We start from the raw sequence: 20428 nt of genomic DNA, 5'->3' as shown, positions 1-20428 counted from the left end.
GGAGGTAAACAACAGCATAATTATCAAGGTATTGTTTCATGGATATCTTCCAAGGCAGAATTCACTCCCAAAGGTATACAAACCCAAGATGAAAGAGCAAACTTGGTATATGCAGTAAAAATCGCAGTGAAGAATGACGGCTATATAAAAATAGGAATGTATGGAGAAATAAGTTTTTCTAAATAATGCAAACAATAGTAGTTAAAAATATAAACAAAAGTTACGAAGAAGCAAAAGCTTTAAATAATATCTCGTTTTCAGTAGAAAAAGGAGAACTCTTCGGTATCATAGGCCCTGACGGTGCTGGAAAAACAACACTTTTCAGAATTCTCACCACTCTAATTCTGCCAGATACAGGAACTGCCACAATAGAAGGTTTAGATGTCGTTAAAGATTACAAAAAAATACGCACCCAAGTCGGATATATGCCTGGGAAGTTTTCTTTATATCAAGACTTGACAGTAGAAGAAAATCTTCAATTCTTTGCGACAGTATTCCATACTACTATAAAAAACAATTATAATTTGATAAAAGACATCTATAGTCAAATAGAACCATTCAAAACTCGAAAGGCCGGTAAATTATCTGGAGGAATGAAGCAAAAACTTGCTCTTAGCTGTGCTCTTATTCATAAACCCAAAGTTCTATTTCTCGATGAACCAACAACTGGAGTTGATCCTGTTTCCAGAAAAGAATTCTGGGAGATGCTGAGAAATTTAAGGAAACAAGGTATCACTATTTTAGTTTCTACTCCATACATGGACGAAGCCACCCTATGTGATCGTATAGCTCTTATACAAAATGGAGAATTTATGAAAATAGAACCACCTCAAAATATTATCAACAATTTTCCCGAAACATTATGGGCTGTAAAAGCCGAGCATATGTCAGCATTGTTATCTGATTTAAGAAACTGCATCGGAGTAAAAAGTTGCTTTGCATTTGGTGAAGTCCATCACATTACTGTCGATACAGAAATACTCTCTCTCGAAAGCCTCATTACTTTCTTACAGAAAAAAGGTCATACTGGGATTCACGTCAACCCTATTAATCCTACAATTGAAGATTGTTATATGCAATTATCCTCATCAAAAGGAAATCTATGAATACCTCCACAGTCATAAAAATTCAAGAACTAACAAAACAATTCGGTAGTTTTACAGCCGTCGACCATATTTCCTTTGACGTAAAGAAAGGTGAAATTTTCGGATTCTTAGGAGCAAATGGAGCTGGTAAAACAACTGCGATGAGAATGCTATGTGGTCTTAGTAAGCCGACCTCCGGAAACGGAACAGTTGCCGGATTCGACATAAACTTACAATCAGAGCAGATAAAACAGAATATTGGATATATGAGTCAGAAATTTTCACTATATGAAGACTTAAAAGTCTGGGAAAATATTCGACTTTTCGCCGGAATATATGGTGTAAAAGAAAATATAATCGCTCCCAAAACCGAAGAATTACTGAATCAATTAGGTTTTGTAAACGAAAAAAATACTTTGGTGAAACACCTACCTTTAGGATGGAAACAGAAACTGGCTTTTTCCGTATCAATTTTCCATGAACCGAAAATCGTATTTCTCGATGAACCTACAGGTGGAGTAGACCCTGCCACACGCCGACAATTTTGGGAGCTTATTTATCAGGCTGCCGACAGAGGTATAACAATATTTGTAACCACTCACTATATGGATGAAGCAGAATATTGTAATCGAGTATCCATCATGGTAGATGGAAAAATAGAAGCACTCGATTCTCCAACACAATTAAAACAGCAATTCAATGCTAAATCCATGGAAGATGTATTTTTTCGTCTAGCACGTAAAGCTAAAAGAGGTGAATAAAATATTGAAACAATATTATTAATATAATATTTGATAAAAAACTTACCCAAATGAAACAGTTTTTAGCATTCGTCATAAAAGAATTTCATCATATATTACGAGATAGGCGTACCATCCTCATTTTGTTAATAATGCCAATTATCCAAATCATTCTTTTTGGGTTCGCGGTTACAACTGAGGTGAAAAATGTGCGTGTCTCAATACTCGATCACTCTAAAGACGATATTACACAGAATATTATTCAACAAATAAATGCAAATGAATATTTAAGCATATCTGAAAACATTTATACTACAGATGAAATTGATGAGATTTTCAGAAAAAATAAAACAGATTTAGTACTTGTTTTTAGCGACCATTTCGATAATGACCTACGACACTCAGGACAAGCTTCCGTACAAATTATAGCAGATGGAACTGACCCGAATATGGCCACAATGTATGTTACTTACCTCACTAATATACTTCTATCTGCACAACAAAGTCTAAATTCTGGAGAAACTCTCTCTGGTAAATTTTCGATACAACCTGTCGTAAAGTTACTATATAATCCACGGATGAAAGGTGCGTACAATTTTGTTCCTGGCGTAATGGGACTCATTTTCACTCTCATTTGTGCCATGATGACTTCTATATCAATTGTACGAGAGAAGGAAACCGGCACAATGGAGATTTTGCTCGTATCTCCTGTAAAACCTATATTCATCATTTTTGCAAAGATGATTCCATACTTTGCGTTATCTTGTATAAACCTAACGAGTATTTTATTATTATCGGTATATGTACTCGATGTTCCTATCACAGGAAATGTATTCAGTCTAATCTTTATTTCTTTATTGTTTATTATTGTATCTTTATCACTCGGTTTACTTATATCTACTGTCACTCAAACGCAAGTAGCAGCTATGCTGGTATCAGGAATGGTATTAATTATGCCTATTATGGTCTTGTCCGGCATGATGTTTCCTATAGAAAGCATGCCACACATTTTACAAACCATATCTTGTATACTTCCTGCCCGGTGGTATATCATATCAATAAAAAAAATCATGATAGAAGGACTAAGTATTTTCATGGTATGGAAAGAAGTTTGTATACTCTTTTCCATGGGAATTTTCTTAATAATTATAAGTCTTAAAAAGTTCAATAACCGATTAGAATAATAATATTATGATAAAATATCTGATTGAAAAAGAATTTCGACAAATAATACGCAATAGTTTCCTACCCAAACTAATAATAATGTTTCCATGTATGGTTATCTTGATACTACCATGGGCTGCAAGTATGGAAATAAAAAATCTAAACCTTTGTATCATAGACAATAACCAAACATCTACATCAAAACGACTCATTCAAAAAACCATATCCAGCGGATATTTCAAATTATCAGGAATAGCCAGCTCTTATAAAGCAGGAATGAAAGAAATAGAATGGGGAAAAGCAGATATCATTTTAGAAATTCCATCAGATTTTGAGCAAAAGATACAGAAAGAAGGAATATCTGAAGTTCTAATATCTGCCAATACAGTCAACGGTACGAATGGGAGTATCGGCAGTTCATATATTTCCGAAATCATACAAAATTTCAGGAATGAACTCATAGAAGAAAAATTTCCCTCTAAAAGTCCAACAGGGATACAAATTATAACTCAAAACCGCTTTAATCCCCATTTAAACTATAAAGTATTTATGATTCCTGCCTTAATGGTTATGCTCCTGACTATGCTGTGCGGATTTCTCCCAGCTCTAAATATTGTAGAAGAAAAAGAAAAAGGGACAATAGAACAAATCAATGTTACTCCTGTAAGTAAATTCAATTTTATCCTTGCCAAAATGATACCATACTGGATTATCGGATTTTTAGTATTATCAATTTGTTTCTTATTAGCATGGCTTATTTATGGATTAGTTCCTGTGGGCAATTTGTTAACCCTATATACATTCGCTATTATATATGTACTTGCAGTTTCCGGTATGGGATTAGTAATCTCAAACTATTCTGACACCATGCAACAGGCAATGTTCGTCATGTATTTCTTCATCATGATTTTACTATTGCTCAGCGGTCTATTTACGCCAATAAACGGAATGCCAGAATGGGCTAAAATAATCACAATTTTCAACCCTCTAAGGTATTTTATTGAAGTCATGCGTATGGTATTTCTCAAAGGAAGTAACTTCATCGAATTAAAGGCTCAAGCATTTGTACTAATGGGGTTTGCAGCATTTTTCTACACATGGGCAATTTTCAGTTATAAGAAAAAATCTTAAGCCAAAATGTTTTTAATCTATAGAAACCTTATATAATATTATGATGATAAATCTTTTCTAAAAATAAATAGTATTGTAAAATTTTTAGTGATTAAGGGTATCCGGAAACTACAAATTTCCAAGTATACCCTTTTACACAGCGTATATTTCTATTTATTCTTTTCCTATTACTTTTTTAAATTGAACTTTTATCTTTATTTGTTTGTCGCTCATATGTATGGGAACAATTACTAACATAAGTAAAATCTCTACCGGATAATTGAACAATAATCAACCCTTCGTTAACATATTCTAAATGATTACACCCATCATTTTCGTATATCTGATGATAATTATCAAAATATATGCCACCAGTTTCCACATCATAATTATACTCAGCATCAAATCTTTCAATAGGGATATTATTGCGATACACAATCTCAGTCCACTTTTTTCCCGTGATTGTCAAATCATATCTTAATGAAGAACTAACCGAATCACTTCGCTTCCATCTCCCAGACAATGACATGGTAAATAACCTATTTTCATTACTTTGCTTGAAATCATACATCAAACCTGTCAATAATAGAACAACAACTAAAATTACAATTCCTCCTAATATCATCTCTCAATTCCTCCACACAATTACATTTTCTTGATATAACAACGATATATGCGACACTTAGGTTTAATGCTATATTTTAAATATAATTGAAATGTTATAAAATAATTGATATTCTATTGTTTTCTCTCACAAAAAATATATCTTGCAATAAATAAAAAACACTTTCTACCATGAAAAAATTTTTCTTTATACTATCTTGGATATTTTTACTAACGACAATAACAGCACAAAACAGAAATGAAGAAATAATACGATTTATTGATGTTACCGGTAGTTCTGAAATGGAAATAAATCCAGATGAAATCCGATACACAATCCATATCAAAGAGTATTGGAAAGAAGAATTTGAAAAAAGGAGCAAACCTGAAGACTACAAAACCAAAGTCTCCATTAAGGTCATAGAACATGAACTAATCAATAACTTAACAAGAATAGGAATTTCAACCAATGATATAACAATAAATGAAATAGGTGATTTTTGGAGAGAACCAGGAAAAGATTTCTTAATCAGTAAACAACTGGAAATAAAATTATATGATTTCAACATGATTGATAAAATTATCGAGACTATCGATACTCATGGGATAACATATATGAACATTAGCGAATTAAAAAATAAAAATATAGCACAATATCGCAAAAAAGTAAAAATTGCGGCATTAAAGGCTGCAGAGGATAAAGCTAAATACTTATTAGCAAGCGTAGGAAAACAAATAGGTGAAATAATTTCAATCACGGAACCAGCTAATAAACAACCATTATATGGACAAGCTCAAAACAGAATAAGTAATATTTCTTTAAACAATCAATCCGATAGTAACAATTTTCGTAAAATTAAGTTACAATACGAAATCCAAGCTCGATTTGAAATAAAATAAATCTTACAGTATACTTTTCCTTTCTTAACTGTCCTGAAATTATGAAAATAGGACAATTAAGAATCTACAAATCACAAAATTATTCACATAACGGGGAATAAAACCTATAATTCTATATAAAAAAACTCATTCTTAAAAAGATTCTATAACCATTTCTTCTGCTAACATTCCATCTATGGTTTCAACAAAAGACTTAAAGTGTTCCGATGTTGCATGGACACTCATGGCATTTTCATCCTTATACTCTTCATAAAAAATGAAATCGGACGGATTCTCTGTACTTTGATAAAGCGTATAACTTATATTCCCTCTTTCAGCTCTCGTCCCCTGAATCAGAGCTTCTGTTGCATTAAGAAAAGCAGCTTGTTTTTCAGCAAGCACTTTTGCCCGAGCTACAATAGTCTTTTTCTCCATTTGTCAAAAAATTTAGATATTCACAAAAATAAAAACTATTCGTAATAAACCCAATACCGATAATTAAATAAAAAAGCCTATAAGAATTTCTTATAGGCTTCGTGCGGATGACGGGACTCGAACCCACACGTCGTTAGACACTAGATCCTAAGTCTAGCGCGGCTACCAATTACGCCACATCCGCAATTCGCAACGCGAAGGTAATATGTTTTTATGAGATTCGCAATTTATTGAGCAACTTTTTTATTTAATATTTCTATAGCTCTTTCTATGATACCATCCTGCGTCAACGGATAATCTCCAACATACGCCTTATTTTCCGGATATGGTCCTATACCAAATTCGATTTGCTTTTTATTTGCATTATATATAGGTGAGGAAGAAAAACGTACCGACCAGCCATTAGGTAATTCTGATGATAACGGAAAGCCACTACCTCCTCCCGTCGTATCCCCAACTTGTACAACATTAGGCAACATTGTCATTACAGAAACAAACTGGTTAGTAGCACTGTAACATCTACGATTAGTCAATACTGCAACGGGCTTTTGATAATGTATTCGGTTAGACGGTGCAGTCTTTAATGTAAGTGGATAATAATCAGAAAATTGATTATGTCTCGGACCCGTTTTATGTCTTATATACCCAACAACCAAATCTTCATTGGTAAAACGGCTAGCAATACGATCAACATTTGTCAACATACCACCACTATTACTTCGTACATCTATAATAATGGCATCACAAGAAGAGAATGCAGCTAAAATATAGTCCAAATTACTTTCGCCCACACCGGATGAAAAACTCTCATAATACATATATCCAATATTAGTATTTGGTAATATTCGATACTTGATACCACCTGCAATTTGATAATCTGGACGATTTAAATAATATTTTTCAATCACCTCCATATCAAAATTTGTCGGATGACTTTCATACCAATCCCAATAACGAGCCATATTAAATGGAGAAGTCAAATTCACATGACCGTCTTTCAATTCAGCCAACATATCAGCCAACACATTGAACAACTCCTCATCTGTCATAGTATTATTTATCCTTGGTTTATATTTCCAATAGATATCATCCCAGTCAATATTCTTATATTCAAAAAAACAATACCGTTCATCTATCAAAGACCATAATGCTTCAAAATTACCTTCCGGATTATCCGCAAATGTATCAATATCACGACATGAAGATAAACCTGTAACCACAACAAATAATAGCCACAGCATACACAAACGACATATCAATAAATATCTATTCATCAAAACTTATCAACATTAATAATAAACAGGGAACACATGCTGCTTCTGACGAGCTTGCTTTCGTCTGTTCCATGGAATAAACTCTGTAGTCACACCAATAACAAAAGAATTTGTATATATCTGCGTATCTATATGACTCTGTAACGTTGAATAAATGATATTACGATATCCTAAGCGTAACGCCCCTCGGCCTAAAGGCAAATCGACCGTAACTAGATTATTCATATGAAACTGATTATGAAATGAACCAAAATGGATTGTACCTTCCAGATTCCCAACTTCAAACATTTCATAATAAGATTGACCAAATGCTGGTCCAAAAAACATCCCAGCAAAAGGTAATGTCATCTGATAACGTATAGTTATTGGATATTTTTTTATTTTAAATGTATAGGCCGCAATACCAGATAATGACAGATTCAAATCCACTTTCGCTGTCGCCGGATTGTTCGAATTACGCAAATTATAAATAAATCCAGCCCGAGCTTCAGCCTGTCCTCCTCCATATAATATCAAACCGGGAACTGGCATTCGAGCCGTATACAACATCCCATATGCATAGTGAAGCATCCCCATAATCATTTTTCCATTTTGTGCTTCATTTTTAGTCGATGCATAATGGAGAGAAAACATTTGTTGTGAAAGGACTTTGTTTTTTCCCCAACGAGCCATCTGTAGCCGTTCATTACTAAGCCCCACATTAAAACCTGCATAACCGATCATTGATAGATAAGAATCATATAGTCGACCGGTCTTTCCCAGCTCAAGCATCGTTGAATTTATTATCGGTCGCAACGGCTTATTGTCTATTTCTTGAGTAATGCCGACCCTCAAAACAGAAATAAATATTACTATAACAAAAAGCCTTTTTATGAAAATCATTTCCACTTTATTTAGATCAGAATAATCTCATCTGACCGGTTAATTCATCCAATATATCATTGTTCCCCAGTTCCTTTCTTTCGGAAATATCATCTGTCTTCTCATCATTTTCCTCCTCAGGAGCTACCTCAGGAATAGATTCTATCTTCGGCTCTTCTTTCCTTAACGGTTCCAACTCATTTATTGTTTCAACAGTATAAGTTGTAATTCTCTTCCCCTTAGCTTTAAAACCTTTTACAGCAATGAACTCGTCTGCATCAATAATTAAAGGCTCCCGAAACGCATCATGTTCTCCAAAAATGACTTCAAATCGAGGATAAGCTTCATCACTCAATAATATCAAACGGCTTTTGGGATTTTCTCCAAGAAAATTTTGTTTACGCGTCGTTGCCTCAAAACGGAATCTTTTGAGATAAGGATATCCTTGGTCAGCATCAAACAATGCAGCAGTCCAATTCTTATCAGATACAAATTTTTCTATTATCAAAATATTCGAATCATAATGATTGGTTGCATCAAATGAAGTCGTATAAAAATCCCCGTTCTGCAACACAACCAATACTAAGTCCTGACTATGAAATTCTCCTAAAAATTCACCACGACCATCATAATTCAGCCGCAACACATCTCTATCGAACCAAACCTGACGTCCACCTAATGTCGAACCGCCTTTTTCTTTCAATGATATTTTATGTATTTCATTTTTCGTCACAATATTACCCATCGACTGGCGCCCTTTAATAGCAATTTCGCTAAAATCCTTTTCTATAAACAACATTTTCATTCGGGGCTTCGGTTTAAATGTTATCTTCAGAATTTCAGCTTCACCATTCGGATTGGCAGAAAACCATACAATACGGCTCCCAGGTTTCCCCTGCGTAATATCATATTCTTTATCGCGAGTAATACCCGTAACAGCAAATCTTTTGATATAATGTAATCCCTCTTTTCCATCACGATATATTACATTATAAATAGTCCGAGTATCATTTTTCTTAAACACATTCAAATATAAGACATTTTTACCAATAAACATTTTATCACTGACCTTTACTACCTTATATTTTCCATCACGATAAAAAATGATAATATCATCTATATCTGAACAATTACATACAAACTCATCCTTTTTCAATCCGGTTCCTATAAAACCTTCTTCACGGTTGATATACAGTTTCTCATTCGCCTCTACAACTTTAGTTGCCTCTATTGTATCGAACCCTCGTATCACAGTCAACCGGGGATATCTTTTCCCATATTTTTCCTTTAATCGAGTATACCAATCAATTGTATAATCAATTATATGCGCCAAATGCTCCTTTACCGTCTCAATTTGTGATTTCAAAGCTGTAATCTGCTCATCCGCTTTATCCGAATTGAATTTAAGAATACGGCCCATTTTTATCTCCATTAATCGAAGAATATCATCAGAGGTTACTTCTCGGACAAAATCAGGTTTAAACGGTTCTAAGCGCTTATCGATATGAGCAATCGCCACATCCATCGAAGAACTCTCTTCAAATTCCTTATCTTTATAAATCCGCTCTTCTATAAATATCTTTTCAAGTGAGCAAAAATGAAGAGACTCTTCTAGTTCTCCTTTCTGTATCTGAAGTTCTTGCCGCAACAAATCAAGTGTATTATCCACACTTTGTTTCAACACAGCACTTACAGTCAGGAAGTGCGGCTTATTGTCACATATCACACAACAATTAGGAGATATACTCACTTCGCAATCAGTAAACGCATATAATGCATCAATCGCCTTATCAGAAGAAGTCCCGGGAATAAGATGTACTAATATTTCAGCATGCTGAGCTGTGTTATCATCTACCTTTCGAATTTTTATTTTTCCTTTTTCCTGCGCTTTAAGGATCGAATCTATAAGAGTAGAAGTTGTCTTGCCATACGGGATTTCAGTAATAGCCAATGTCCGGTTATCCCGCTTTTCTATTTTGGCTCGTACTTTTACTGAACCACCTCTTTCTCCGTCGTTATAACGAGTTATATCAACAAATCCACCAGTTTGAAAATCCGGATACAACTCAAATTCCTCACCTCTCAAATAAGCAACCGAAGCATCCAACAATTCATTAAAATTATGAGGTAATATCTTTGAAGATAACCCAACAGCAATACCCTCTACTCCCTGTGCCAATAATAAAGGAAATTTAATAGGAAGAGTTATAGGTTCTTTATTACGACCATCATAAGAAGGTTTCCATTGAGTAATTTTAGGATTGAACACAACATCCAAAGCAAATTTCGACAAACGGGCTTCAATATACCTCGGAGCAGCAGCAGAATCACCCGTCAAAATATTTCCCCAGTTACCCTGGCAATCGATTAACAAATCCTTTTGGCCCAACTGCACCAACGCATCTCCAATAGAAGCATCTCCATGTGGATGAAACTGCATCGTATGCCCAACGATATTAGCGACTTTATTATAGCGTCCATCATCCAAACGTTTCATCGAATGCAATATTCTCCGCTGAACCGGCTTAAGCCCATCGTTCAAATGCGGTACTGCCCGCTCTAAAATTACATAAGATGCATAATCCAGAAACCAGTTCTGATACATCCCTGTCAACTGATATTTTATATCAGTTCCACTGGTACCTGGCACCTTATAAGATGAATGAGACTCCAACTCCCCTTCCTCCTCGGAGCCAGAAATATTTTGAAAATCGTCTTCAGAATTCAGCTCTTTTTCGTCTTCGCTCATATTTTTACTTCTATTATTTTCAAAAGGAAATTTCAGACACTTTGAAAACTAACGCGTGGATTTTAACATTTTTATCAGCTTTAAAGTGACATGCTCATGCAAAAATACAAATTTAATCGAAAAAAATCATTTACTTTGCGCTTTATTAGATGCTTAACAGTATCACTTTTTATCTTTTTCCTATAAAAAAATAGGGAAACAAATACAAAAAATGCAATTTAATTGAGATATGGCACAACAAGAAGATGTTTTTAAAAAATTAGTATCACACTGCAAAGAGTATGGGTTTGTATTTCCATCAAGTGAAATATATGATGGTTTAGCTGCTGTCTATGATTATGGGCAAATGGGTGTGGAATTGAAAAATAACATAAAAAAATATTGGTGGGACAGTATGGTTTTACTGCATGAAAATATCGTAGGCATTGATTCTGCTATTTTTATGCACCCCACTATTTGGAAGGCTTCAGGGCATGTTGATGCTTTCAACGATCCATTAATTGACAACCGAGATTCTAAAAAACGTTATCGTGCAGATGTTCTTATCGAAGATTTGCTAGCTAAAATGGACGAAAAAATCGAAAAGGAAGTTGAAAAAGCAGCAAAACGTTTTGGTGAAACTTTTGACGAAGAAATGTTCCGTAAAACCAATCCAAGAGTACTTGAACACACGACTAAACGAGAAGAATTACATGCTCGATTTGCTAAAGCCATGAATGACACAAATCTGGAAGAGTTACGCCAAATTATTCTTGACTATGAAATTGCATGTCCCATCAGCGGCACCAAAAATTGGACAGACGTACGTCAATTCAATTTGATGTTTTCTACCGAAATGGGCTCAACTTCAGACGGTGCAATGAAAGTATACCTCCGTCCTGAGACTGCTCAAGGTATTTTTGTGAACTTCCTGAACGTCCAAAAAACTGGCCGTATGCGTATTCCTTTCGGTATCGCTCAAATTGGGAAAGCATTCCGAAATGAAATTGTTGCTCGTCAATTTATTTTCCGTATGCGTGAATTTGAACAGATGGAAATGCAATTCTTCGTCCGTCCAGGAGAAGAGTTGAAATGGTTCGCCAAATGGAAAGAAATACGTTTAAAGTGGCATAAAGCTCTTGGGTTAGGCGATCACAAATACCGTTACCACGATCATGATAAATTGGCACATTATGCCAATGCAGCCACAGATATCGAATTTGAAATGCCTTTTGGATTTAAGGAAGTAGAAGGTATACATTCTCGTACCAATTTTGACCTGAGCAGTCATGAAAAATATTCAGGTAAAAAAATCCAATACTTCGATCCAGAACTTAACGAATCATACACTCCATATGTAATCGAAACCTCAATTGGAGTCGATCGTATGTTTCTCAGTATCATGGCTGCTGCTTATAAGGAAGAAAAACTAGAAAATGGAGAAACCCGTGTCGTTTTACAATTACCAGCAGCCCTGGCACCTGTAAAACTTGCAGTATTGCCATTGGTGAAAAAAGACGGATTACCCGAAAAAGCAAGAGAAATCATCAATAGCTTACGCTTCGATTTCAAATGCCAATACGATGAAAAAGATTCCATCGGAAAAAGATATCGACGCCAGGATGCTATTGGAACGCCTTTTTGTATCACCGTCGACCATGAATCACTGAACGATAATATGGTAACTATACGTCACCGTGATACAATGGAACAGCAACGGGTTCCTATCAGTCATCTCCATGATATTATCTGTGAGCAAGTAAGCATGAAATCATTGTTCAAAAAAATAGTAGAATAAATATGAATAAAAAAGGTTGTCTGATAGGCTTAATAGGTTTTCTATCTGTAATTATCATTATTGCCATAGCCTGTGTTATATACGGTATAAATACGAATAATAAAATCGTCACTGCTGAAGAATCCGTCAATTCTCAATGGGCGAAAGTCGAAAACCAATATCAACGACGTGCAGACTTGATACCGAATTTAGTAAATACAGTTAAAGGATATGCTTCTCATGAAAAAGAAACATTAGATGCCGTTATCTCAGCACGGGCCAAAGCAACTCAAATAACCATAGACCCAGCTAATCTTAACGAGGCTTCTTTGCTTAAATATCAAAAAGCTCAAGGAGAATTAAGTCAAGCATTGGGGCGGTTACTTGCCGTTACGGAAAACTATCCAGATTTAAAGGCCAACCAAAATTTTCTAGAATTACAAGCTCAGTTAGAAGGTACAGAAAACCGGATATCAACAGAAAGAACCAGATATACGGACAGTGTAAAGGAATATAATACTTTAATTAGAAAATTTCCTGCCAGTATTATTGCATCTATGAATGGTTTTGAAAAAAAGCCACAATTTGAAGCAGAAACAGGAGCAGAAAGGGCCCCAGAAGTAAAATTTTAATTAATAAATAATCGATGAGAAAGTTACCTTGTGCAATAGCCTTACTACTTGTAATCTTTATTTTCAGTTGTAAAGAAAGTGAAAATTACTGGACGAAATATGAAGAATGGAGAAAGGCCAATAATGCATTTTTTGCAGAACAATCGGCCAATCATGAATATCAAAAAATATATCCGACATGGGACAATTCGGCCTATATCCTGATGAAATATCACACTAAAGGAGATGCAAGTGTTCCCTCACCTTATCTTACCAGCACCGTCGATGTAAAATACAGAGGGACATTATATGACGGAACACCTTTCGATTCATCCTATACCCAAACAACTTACGGAGATAGTATTCACCGTTCTAAAATATCAGAATTTATAGAAGGTTGGCAAATAGCTCTTACCCGTATGCATCCAGGAGATAGCTGTACAATCATAATTCCTCAGAATTTAGGATATGGAGAGCAATTATATAAAACGATTTATCCCTATTCCACTCTAATTTTTGATATTAAATTAGTTGGAATACCAACCTACGAAAGGCCCCAGCCTTAAAAAAGAAATCCGGATAGAATCGATTCTATCCGGATTTCTTTTTTAAGGCTGTCTTTTCTCTATCTTTTTTGATAATTCAAAAATAAAATCAATTATCCCAACAAACTATTGCTTACTATCGTAACCTTTTTGTAACCACCACTGACGTATAAAAAGACACCCCGTAAACATCAATGCTAACGACAACCCAGTATAAAAGAAGGAAATAAAAGACTCTGGAAACCATCCTAAATTGCGGGCAACAATACCAAAAGTAATCATTACAGCCATCACTATCCAACCTTTTACATCAAAGAAAGAAAAAGGACAACTTTTATCACTTTTTTGAGATATACGTCGTGTATGTTTATAATACAACTTTTTAAATACCAGATGAAAAAAAAGTAAAAATATGATAATAACCTCTCCAACCCTGAATAGCCAATTCTCATTATCACTCATCCAGGTTACAACTCCTATTCTTAAAATATTTCCTCCAGCAATAATCCAGACTATACCAGCGGTGATTAATAGTGTCCGCCTTGCGACTCCATACCTCATAAACTTACAAATCTTTAAGTCAAACAAAAATAATTATTTATTAATAAATATACAAAAAGGCATACAGGCCAAAAATCATAACCATTTTTCACGTTATTGACTCGGAATGGAACATCATTGTGACTACCTTTGCATTCCCAATAACAATTCAGAAATAGACGACATCACATGAATTATTCATACAAACAAATCTGGCATATAGTTTATCCTTTGTTGATAAGTCTTTTCATGGAACATCTTATCGGGCTTACCGATACTGCATTTCTGGGGAGAGTCGGAGAAATACAATTAGGGGCATCAGCTCTTGGAGGGGTATATTATATCTCTATTTTCATGTTAGGATTTGGATTTGGCATCGGCGCCCAGATCATCATGGCTCGTCGCAACGGAGAAAAAAGATATTCGGATATTGGAGTAATACTATCACAAGGGATTCTTTTTCTTCTTTTTCTGGCAGCAGTTATATTTACAGTCTCAAGCATATGGTCCCCTCATTTTTTAAAAAAAGTTATCAATTCCCCAGCCATTTATGAAGAAGCTCTAAAATACCTTGACTATCGTATATATGGAGTATTCTTTGCATTCATCTCTATCATGTTCAGAGCATTTTTTGTGGCAACCACTAAAACCCGAATATTGACAATCAATTCCATTGTTATGGTACTCTCAAATGTAGTACTCAATTATATTTTAATTTTCGGGAAATTCGGATTTCCCTCTTTAGGTATTGCCGGAGCTGCTATTGCATCATCAGCTGCAGAAGGAGTATCTGCTCTTTTCTTTATAATTTACATATTAATTAAAGTCGATACCCGAAAATACGGATTTTTCAGTCATCTACAACCCGATATAAAATTATTGTCCCGTATTCTAGGAACCTCCATCTGGACTATGCTACAATCATTTATTTCCCTTTCTACATGGTTTGTTTTTTTTGTCAGTATAGAACATCTCGGAGAACGTCCCCTAGCTATCACGAATATTGTACGTAGTATCTCATCTTTATTATTTATTATTATCAGCTCTTTTGCATCGACAGCAAGTTCGCTTACAGGGAATCTAATGGGTGCAGGAAAACCTGAGGAAGTAATGCCTTTGTACAAACGCATTACAAAAATGTGTTATGCATTTATTTTACCTTTATGTGTGCTAATAGCATTATTTCCCACTGCAATATTACGTATATATACCGACAACAATGAGCTCATCACAAGTTCTGTACTGACCTTATTCGTCATGCTATCATCTCAAATATTGAATGTACCCTCTTTCATTTTATTCAATACAGTATCTGGAACAGGCAATACAAAATCTGGATTAGCCATAGACTTAGTTGCATTAGCGTTATACATTACTTATGTAATACTAGTTATTGATATCTTAAAAGTTAATGTTGCCATTTGTTGGACAGCCGACCATGCTTATGCTATTTTCATGTTCATATTAGCCTACATTTATATGAAAAAAGCCCATTGGCAAACAAAAAGATTGTAATATCTGCAATGTATTTGTAATACATTCGTCTCAAATTTGTAAAACCGTATTCATATATCGGTAATATTGGTTACGTTTCTTTGCTCCAACATAATAAAGGAACATTTGTGAAACGTTTTATCGAATACTTAGTAGAGGGTGCTCTAAAAATCAGTGGCAGTATTACCAGTATTACTATACTGCTAATCATTATTTTTCTTTTCAAAGAAGGAAGCGGTCTATTCAAAAATCCTGTCGTTGAAGAAGGATATGTGCTTACTGTAAACCGAGACAATCCTGTCGAGCATATTACTTCATTTCAAATCAAAGAAATTTATGACGAAAATATCACGAATTGGAAAGAGCTTGGAGGTATAGATTCTCCTATTTTAGTTTTCAGATTCGGAGATCTTGAAAATTATTTTTCACCAGAAGAATTGGGACAAGAATATGAAAATATTCCTCAATGTCTGAACACTCTTATCAATCGTGAAAAAAACATTATCGCCTTCTTCCCTGAACTTTATCTTCCAAAAGATTTTAGCGGAAAACAAATAGCCAAAGAAAAAATATCGCCAGTTGATTTTTTCGGGGGAAAAGAATGGTATCCCACGGCACAACCTGCAGCACAATTCGGATTAATTCCCCTTTTATTAGGGACTCTATGGGTCAGTATCGGAGCCATACTTTTAGCTCTTCCCTTTGGCATATCGGTTGCTATATATATGGCAGAGTTAGCCTCTAAACAAATGCGTTCAATCCTGAAGCCTTTAATTGAACTTCTAGCAGGGATACCTTCTGTCGTATTCGGATTTTTCGGGTTAGTCGTTATCGTTCCACTTGTCCAAAAAACTTTCAACTTACCAGTAGGAGAAACTGCTCTTTCTGGGAGTATAGTATTGGCGATCATGGCCCTTCCAACCATTATCACTGTCGCTGAAGATGCTCTTAAAAATACACCCAGAGCAATGAAAGAAGCAAGTCTTGCCCTTGGAGCTACCCAATGGCAAACTATTTATAAAGTTGTAATACCTTATTCAATATCTGGCATTACATCAGCCATTGTTTTAGGCGTAGGACGTGCCGTCGGAGAGACAATGGCCGTATTAATGGTTACAGGAAATGCCGCAATTATTCCTCACACTCTTTTAGAACCTGTACGCACTATTCCCGCAACTATCGCTGCAGAATTAGGAGAAGCACCCAGTGGAGGAGCACATTACCAAGCTCTTTTCGCTTTAGGTGCCATATTATTCCTAATTACATTAATATTAAGTATTTCAGTCGAATACATATCGAATAAAAAGAATAAATAATATGGCACCTCAATTAATACAAGAATCTGTAGGAAGCAGAAAACATTTAACTCAAAAAATAGCCTTTATTTTATTTAGGTTCTTCAGCCTATCAATAGTTGCCATTTTATTTGCTATCCTATTTTTCATTATCAAAAATGGCATTGGTGTCATTAGTTGGGATTTTCTCTCAAAAGCACCCCAAGAAGGGATGACCTCAGGAGGAATATTTCCTGCTATTGTTGGGACATTATGCCTGGTTATCGGGAGCTGTCTATTCAGTTTTCCTATCGGAATCATGTCTGGCATATATATGAATGAATATGCTAAGAATGGAANCATGACCAATAACCTAAGTGGTGTACCATCTGTTGTTTTCGGATTATTTGGAATGTCGCTTTTTGTTAATTTTTTAGGGTTCGGCGACTCAATCATTGCTGGCTCTCTAACATTAGGTCTCATGTCCTTACCGCTCGTAATACGTACAACAGAAGAAGCTCTAAAAAGTATTGACAACAGTTTCCGAGAAGGAAGTCTGGCATTAGGAGCCACTCGATTGGAAACAATACGTAAAGTTATATTACCCATGGCTCTCCCCAACATCATTACAGGACTTATCCTATCTATAGGAAGAGTATCCGGTGAAACAGCACCCATACTATTTACTGCTGTAGCCTATTTTCTCCCCCAATTACCAACGAGCATATTTGACCAAGTAATGGCATTGCCTTATCATTTATACGTTATATCTACCAGTGGGACAGATATCGAAGCTTCCAGAGGTATGGCTTATGGTACAGCACTGGTACTTATATTTATTGTATTGATATTAAATCTTATCGCAAATATGATAAGAAAACATTTTACAGACAAAAACAAAATTTAAACATTAGAAATACAAAAATATGTATACTATCGAAGCCAAGAATGTCAATTTTTTCTACGGGGAATTTCAGGCATTGAAAAACATAAATCTACAAGTTGAAAAAAACAATGTTGTTGCTTTTATCGGTCCATCGGGATGTGGGAAATCTACATTTCTACGGTTATTGAACAGAATGAACGACCTTATTGACGGAACCCGGCTGGAAGGAGAAATTCTTTTTGAAGGCAAGGACATTTATCGAAAAGATGTCAAGGTTGATGAATTAAGGAAAAAAGTTGGTATGGTATTCCAAAAACCAAATCCATTTCCTAAATCGATATTCGAGAATGTAGCTTATGGTCTACGAGTAAATGGAATAAAAGATAAAACATATATAGAAAACCGAGTTGAACAATCTCTACGAGGGGCTGCCTTGTGGGATGAAGTAAAAGATAAACTAAAAAAATCTGCATTTGCTCTTTCTGGTGGACAACAACAGCGTCTTTGTATTGCACGCGCTATGGCCATGACTCCCAGTGTGTTACTTATGGATGAACCAGCATCGGCTCTGGATCCAATTTCTACAGCAAAAATAGAAGAACTAATACATGAACTAAAGGAGCAATATACAATCATCATTGTCACTCATAATATGCAACAAGCTTCCCGCATCAGCGATAAAACCGCTTATTTTTATTTAGGAGAATTAATCGAATTCGGAGATACTCGTAAAATATTCACACATCCCGACCATCAATCGACCCAAAATTATATTACTGGACGTTTTGGATAAAAAATAAAATATTATCTTTGATTGATTACCCGATTATCTAAAATATCAAATATATAATATTATGAAATATATTGAAAAAGAACTGGATGACCTAAAAAACGAGGTACTCAGTATGTGGGCAATGGTATATTCTCAACTCAATAGAGCTGGAGAAGCCATGTTATCTCTTGATAAAGATTTAGCTCGGGAGGTCATTCTACGGGAAAAAAGAGTAAATGCGTTTGAACTTAAAATAGATAGTGATTGTGAAGATATTATTGCTCTTTACACTCCCGTTGCCGTAGATCTCCGATTTGTACTGGCCATGCTAAAAATAAACACGAACCTTGAACGTATTGCAGATTTTTGTGAAGGTATGTCAAGATTTGTCATTGATTTCCCTCAAATCAGCCTCGATGCAGAATTGATAGACAAAACCAGTATACGTGAAATGATAGATACGACAAAAAAAATGATGTCAATGGGTAAAGAGGCCCTCGAAGAAGAAAAATCTTTTCTTGCTGCCGGAATATTTGAACTAGATAATCGAGTAGACGAAATAAATCGCGCTGCCACTGAAATAATAGCTAAATATATACAGGACAATCCTGACCGTGCCCTTGAATGTCTAAATTTAATTAGCATTATTCGAAAAATGGAACGAATTGGAGACCATTGTAATAATATGGCAGAAGAAATCATTTTCTATCTTGATGCCAAAATTCTAAAGCATGCTGATAAAAAAGCAGAATAAAAAATAAAATTTTCTTATTATACTATTTCTCGGGAATAAATACTCACCTAATATTTATTCCCGATATTTTTATTTTTTCCAACATACTACGTAATGAAAGAATCAAGAACATTTAAGATTTCTCTTTACACTTTTCATCGAAAGATTATGTAAATTTGTAAAGATTCAAAATTATATCAAATGAAAAATAATTATATATCAGCAAAATATATCCTCTACATTATTTTTTGTACTTTACTTTTTGGCAATACCGGATCAGCACAAGAGATAGAAATGGACATTCCTAACTTAAAAAAAATAGAATCTTCTATCCGAGATTTCAACTCAGAAATGTACTATCCCAGGCTGATGAGAAGATACATAAATAATGATACAACTCTTACACTAAATGAATTCAGACATCTATATTTAGGGTATAGCTTCCAAGAAAGCTATAATCCCTACCGAATCTCCCCTCACATAGAAAAACTTGCTAATTTGTATGCCCGCTATGAACATTCAACAACGGAATGTGACAGTATCATCAAATATGCAACTTTAGCTATCGATGATTTTCCATTTGATCTCAGACAGATAAATATGCTTATATATGCTTACAAGCAAAAAAAAATGAAAGATATTGCAGCAATATGGGAATATAAACTCAAAAATATTGTCAATGCTATTTTGTCAACTGGAAATGGAGAAAAACCGGAAACAGCTTGGTATGTCATCTACACAACACATGAATACGATGTTGTAAACCGGATGGGATTTACAGGAGCTAAATATACTTTCATAGAACCGACCTTCGACTATCTTGAAGTCGAAAAAAATCCATTAAACGTAAAGGGATATTATTTCAATGTAAGTCGCATATTACAAGAATACGAACGCAAGTATAAAGATTGACCTGA

Annotated in this window: 19 protein-coding genes, 1 tRNA gene and 2 pseudogenes; 15 read left to right on the top strand and 7 right to left on the bottom strand. The window is 34.9% G+C overall.

Annotated features, from left to right (window positions below; all coding sequences use genetic code 11):
- From BN2628_RS01135 to BN2628_RS01115, 5 genes and pseudogenes are all read left to right on the top strand, one after another.
- Positions 1-186 (top strand): annotated as a pseudogene (locus BN2628_RS01135) (hypothetical protein); the annotation flags it as partial.
- The gene (locus tag BN2628_RS01130; protein ID WP_044230649.1) at positions 186-1106 is read left to right on the top strand and encodes an ABC transporter ATP-binding protein; all 921 of its coding nucleotides are present in this window, start codon (positions 186-188) and stop codon (positions 1104-1106) included. The pseudogene BN2628_RS01135 and the gene BN2628_RS01130, both read left to right, overlap by 1 nt.
- Before the next feature lie 11 nt (positions 1107-1117).
- Positions 1118-1846: pseudogene (locus BN2628_RS01125) on the top strand (ABC transporter ATP-binding protein); the annotation flags it as partial.
- Between the two features lie 50 nt (positions 1847-1896).
- On the top strand, positions 1897-3009 hold the full coding sequence (locus tag BN2628_RS01120; protein WP_044230648.1) for an ABC transporter permease: 1113 nt from the start codon (positions 1897-1899) through the stop codon (positions 3007-3009).
- A gap of 7 nt (positions 3010-3016) precedes the next feature.
- Complete coding sequence (locus BN2628_RS01115) at positions 3017-4120, top strand: ABC transporter permease (protein ID WP_044230647.1); 1104 nt, start codon at positions 3017-3019, stop codon at positions 4118-4120.
- 175 nt (positions 4121-4295) lie between these two features.
- Here the strand turns inward: BN2628_RS01115 and BN2628_RS01110 are convergent, their stop codons facing one another.
- Positions 4296-4724: a hypothetical protein gene (locus tag BN2628_RS01110; RefSeq protein WP_044230646.1), complete on the bottom strand. Its 429-nt coding sequence runs from the start codon at positions 4722-4724 to the stop codon at positions 4296-4298.
- 170 nt (positions 4725-4894) lie between these two features.
- On the opposite strand from BN2628_RS01110, the gene BN2628_RS01105 reads away from it, so the two are divergent.
- Positions 4895-5602, top strand: coding sequence for an SIMPL domain-containing protein (locus tag BN2628_RS01105; RefSeq protein ID WP_044230645.1), 708 nt, complete (start codon positions 4895-4897; stop codon positions 5600-5602).
- Positions 5603-5734: 132 nt separating this feature from the next.
- Here the strand turns inward: BN2628_RS01105 and BN2628_RS01100 are convergent, their stop codons facing one another.
- The 5 genes from BN2628_RS01100 to BN2628_RS01080 form a co-directional block, all read right to left on the bottom strand.
- Positions 5735-6016, bottom strand: a complete 282-nt coding sequence (locus tag BN2628_RS01100; protein WP_044230644.1) for a putative quinol monooxygenase — start codon at positions 6014-6016, stop codon at positions 5735-5737.
- Between the two features lie 102 nt (positions 6017-6118).
- A tRNA-Leu gene (locus tag BN2628_RS01095) sits at positions 6119-6200 on the bottom strand.
- A 43-nt stretch (positions 6201-6243) separates the two neighbouring features.
- Positions 6244-7257: a S41 family peptidase gene (locus BN2628_RS01090; protein ID WP_257606331.1), complete on the bottom strand. Its 1014-nt coding sequence runs from the start codon at positions 7255-7257 to the stop codon at positions 6244-6246.
- A gap of 48 nt (positions 7258-7305) precedes the next feature.
- A complete protein-coding gene (locus BN2628_RS01085; protein WP_021929518.1) occupies positions 7306-8172 on the bottom strand; it encodes a DUF3316 domain-containing protein in 867 nt (288 codons plus the stop codon).
- Positions 8173-8188: 16 nt separating this feature from the next.
- Positions 8189-10900 carry a DNA gyrase/topoisomerase IV subunit A gene (locus BN2628_RS01080; RefSeq protein WP_055095655.1) on the bottom strand — a complete coding sequence of 904 codons (2712 nt, stop codon included), beginning with the start codon at positions 10898-10900 and terminating at the stop codon, positions 8189-8191.
- A gap of 229 nt (positions 10901-11129) precedes the next feature.
- On the opposite strand from BN2628_RS01080, the gene BN2628_RS01075 reads away from it, so the two are divergent.
- The 3 genes from BN2628_RS01075 to BN2628_RS01065 are packed head-to-tail and all read left to right on the top strand — an operon-like array spanning position 11130 to position 13833.
- Complete coding sequence (locus BN2628_RS01075) at positions 11130-12677, top strand: glycine--tRNA ligase (protein WP_021929520.1); 1548 nt, start codon at positions 11130-11132, stop codon at positions 12675-12677.
- A 2-nt stretch (positions 12678-12679) separates the two neighbouring features.
- A complete protein-coding gene (locus tag BN2628_RS01070; RefSeq protein ID WP_021929521.1) occupies positions 12680-13288 on the top strand; it encodes a LemA family protein in 609 nt (202 codons plus the stop codon).
- Positions 13289-13302: 14 nt separating this feature from the next.
- Positions 13303-13833 (top strand): BamJ family beta-barrel-assembly machinery protein, encoded by a 531-nt coding sequence (locus tag BN2628_RS01065; protein ID WP_021929522.1) that lies wholly within the window; start codon positions 13303-13305, stop codon positions 13831-13833.
- Between the two features lie 105 nt (positions 13834-13938).
- Here BN2628_RS01065 and BN2628_RS01060 read toward each other — a convergent pair whose 3' ends face one another.
- On the bottom strand, positions 13939-14373 hold the full coding sequence (locus tag BN2628_RS01060) for a hypothetical protein (RefSeq protein WP_021929523.1): 435 nt from the start codon (positions 14371-14373) through the stop codon (positions 13939-13941).
- A 168-nt stretch (positions 14374-14541) separates the two neighbouring features.
- On the opposite strand from BN2628_RS01060, the gene BN2628_RS01055 reads away from it, so the two are divergent.
- The 6 genes from BN2628_RS01055 (at position 14542) to BN2628_RS01030 (ending at position 20423) form a co-directional block, all read left to right on the top strand.
- A complete protein-coding gene (locus tag BN2628_RS01055; protein WP_021929524.1) occupies positions 14542-15867 on the top strand; it encodes an MATE family efflux transporter in 1326 nt (441 codons plus the stop codon).
- Between the two features lie 107 nt (positions 15868-15974).
- The gene (gene pstC, locus BN2628_RS01050; RefSeq protein WP_055095653.1) at positions 15975-17162 is read left to right on the top strand and encodes a phosphate ABC transporter permease subunit PstC; all 1188 of its coding nucleotides are present in this window, start codon (positions 15975-15977) and stop codon (positions 17160-17162) included.
- A 1-nt stretch (position 17163) separates the two neighbouring features.
- Positions 17164-18027, top strand: a complete 864-nt coding sequence (gene pstA / locus BN2628_RS01045) for a phosphate ABC transporter permease PstA (protein WP_055095651.1) — start codon at positions 17164-17166, stop codon at positions 18025-18027.
- Positions 18028-18046: 19 nt separating this feature from the next.
- The gene (gene pstB, locus BN2628_RS01040; protein ID WP_021929527.1) at positions 18047-18799 is read left to right on the top strand and encodes a phosphate ABC transporter ATP-binding protein PstB; all 753 of its coding nucleotides are present in this window, start codon (positions 18047-18049) and stop codon (positions 18797-18799) included.
- A gap of 58 nt (positions 18800-18857) precedes the next feature.
- Positions 18858-19532, top strand: a complete 675-nt coding sequence (gene phoU / locus BN2628_RS01035; RefSeq protein ID WP_044230634.1) for a phosphate signaling complex protein PhoU — start codon at positions 18858-18860, stop codon at positions 19530-19532.
- A 180-nt stretch (positions 19533-19712) separates the two neighbouring features.
- Positions 19713-20423 (top strand): DUF4919 domain-containing protein, encoded by a 711-nt coding sequence (locus BN2628_RS01030; RefSeq protein WP_044230633.1) that lies wholly within the window; start codon positions 19713-19715, stop codon positions 20421-20423.
- Positions 20424-20428 lie beyond the last annotated feature (5 nt).

This window comes from Gabonia massiliensis, assembly GCF_001403595.1.
GTDB classification, from domain to species: domain Bacteria; phylum Bacteroidota; class Bacteroidia; order Bacteroidales; family Coprobacteraceae; genus Coprobacter; species Coprobacter secundus.
This window is presented reverse-complemented; position numbering and strand designations above follow the sequence as displayed.

What these genes read in the sequence shown, in the direction of transcription:
- BN2628_RS01130 (WP_044230649.1), top strand. Translation starts at nt 186, where the DNA reads ATGCAAACAATAGTAGTTAAAAATATAAACAAAAGTTACGAAGAAGCA.
- BN2628_RS01120 (WP_044230648.1), top strand. Translation starts at nt 1,897, where the DNA reads ATGAAACAGTTTTTAGCATTCGTCATAAAAGAATTTCATCATATATTA.
- BN2628_RS01115 (WP_044230647.1), top strand. Translation starts at nt 3,017, where the DNA reads ATGATAAAATATCTGATTGAAAAAGAATTTCGACAAATAATACGCAAT.
- BN2628_RS01110 (WP_044230646.1), bottom strand. Translation starts at nt 4,724, where the DNA reads ATGATATTAGGAGGAATTGTAATTTTAGTTGTTGTTCTATTATTGACA.
- BN2628_RS01105 (WP_044230645.1), top strand. Translation starts at nt 4,895, where the DNA reads ATGAAAAAATTTTTCTTTATACTATCTTGGATATTTTTACTAACGACA.
- BN2628_RS01100 (WP_044230644.1), bottom strand. Translation starts at nt 6,016, where the DNA reads ATGGAGAAAAAGACTATTGTAGCTCGGGCAAAAGTGCTTGCTGAAAAA.
- BN2628_RS01090 (WP_257606331.1), bottom strand. Translation starts at nt 7,257, where the DNA reads ATGCTGTGGCTATTATTTGTTGTGGTTACAGGTTTATCTTCATGTCGT.
- BN2628_RS01085 (WP_021929518.1), bottom strand. Translation starts at nt 8,172, where the DNA reads ATGATTTTCATAAAAAGGCTTTTTGTTATAGTAATATTTATTTCTGTT.
- BN2628_RS01080 (WP_055095655.1), bottom strand. Translation starts at nt 10,900, where the DNA reads ATGAGCGAAGACGAAAAAGAGCTGAATTCTGAAGACGATTTTCAAAAT.
- BN2628_RS01075 (WP_021929520.1), top strand. Translation starts at nt 11,130, where the DNA reads ATGGCACAACAAGAAGATGTTTTTAAAAAATTAGTATCACACTGCAAA.
- BN2628_RS01070 (WP_021929521.1), top strand. Translation starts at nt 12,680, where the DNA reads ATGAATAAAAAAGGTTGTCTGATAGGCTTAATAGGTTTTCTATCTGTA.
- BN2628_RS01065 (WP_021929522.1), top strand. Translation starts at nt 13,303, where the DNA reads ATGAGAAAGTTACCTTGTGCAATAGCCTTACTACTTGTAATCTTTATT.
- BN2628_RS01060 (WP_021929523.1), bottom strand. Translation starts at nt 14,373, where the DNA reads ATGAGGTATGGAGTCGCAAGGCGGACACTATTAATCACCGCTGGTATA.
- BN2628_RS01055 (WP_021929524.1), top strand. Translation starts at nt 14,542, where the DNA reads ATGAATTATTCATACAAACAAATCTGGCATATAGTTTATCCTTTGTTG.
- pstB (WP_021929527.1), top strand. Translation starts at nt 18,047, where the DNA reads ATGTATACTATCGAAGCCAAGAATGTCAATTTTTTCTACGGGGAATTT.
- BN2628_RS01030 (WP_044230633.1), top strand. Translation starts at nt 19,713, where the DNA reads ATGAAAAATAATTATATATCAGCAAAATATATCCTCTACATTATTTTT.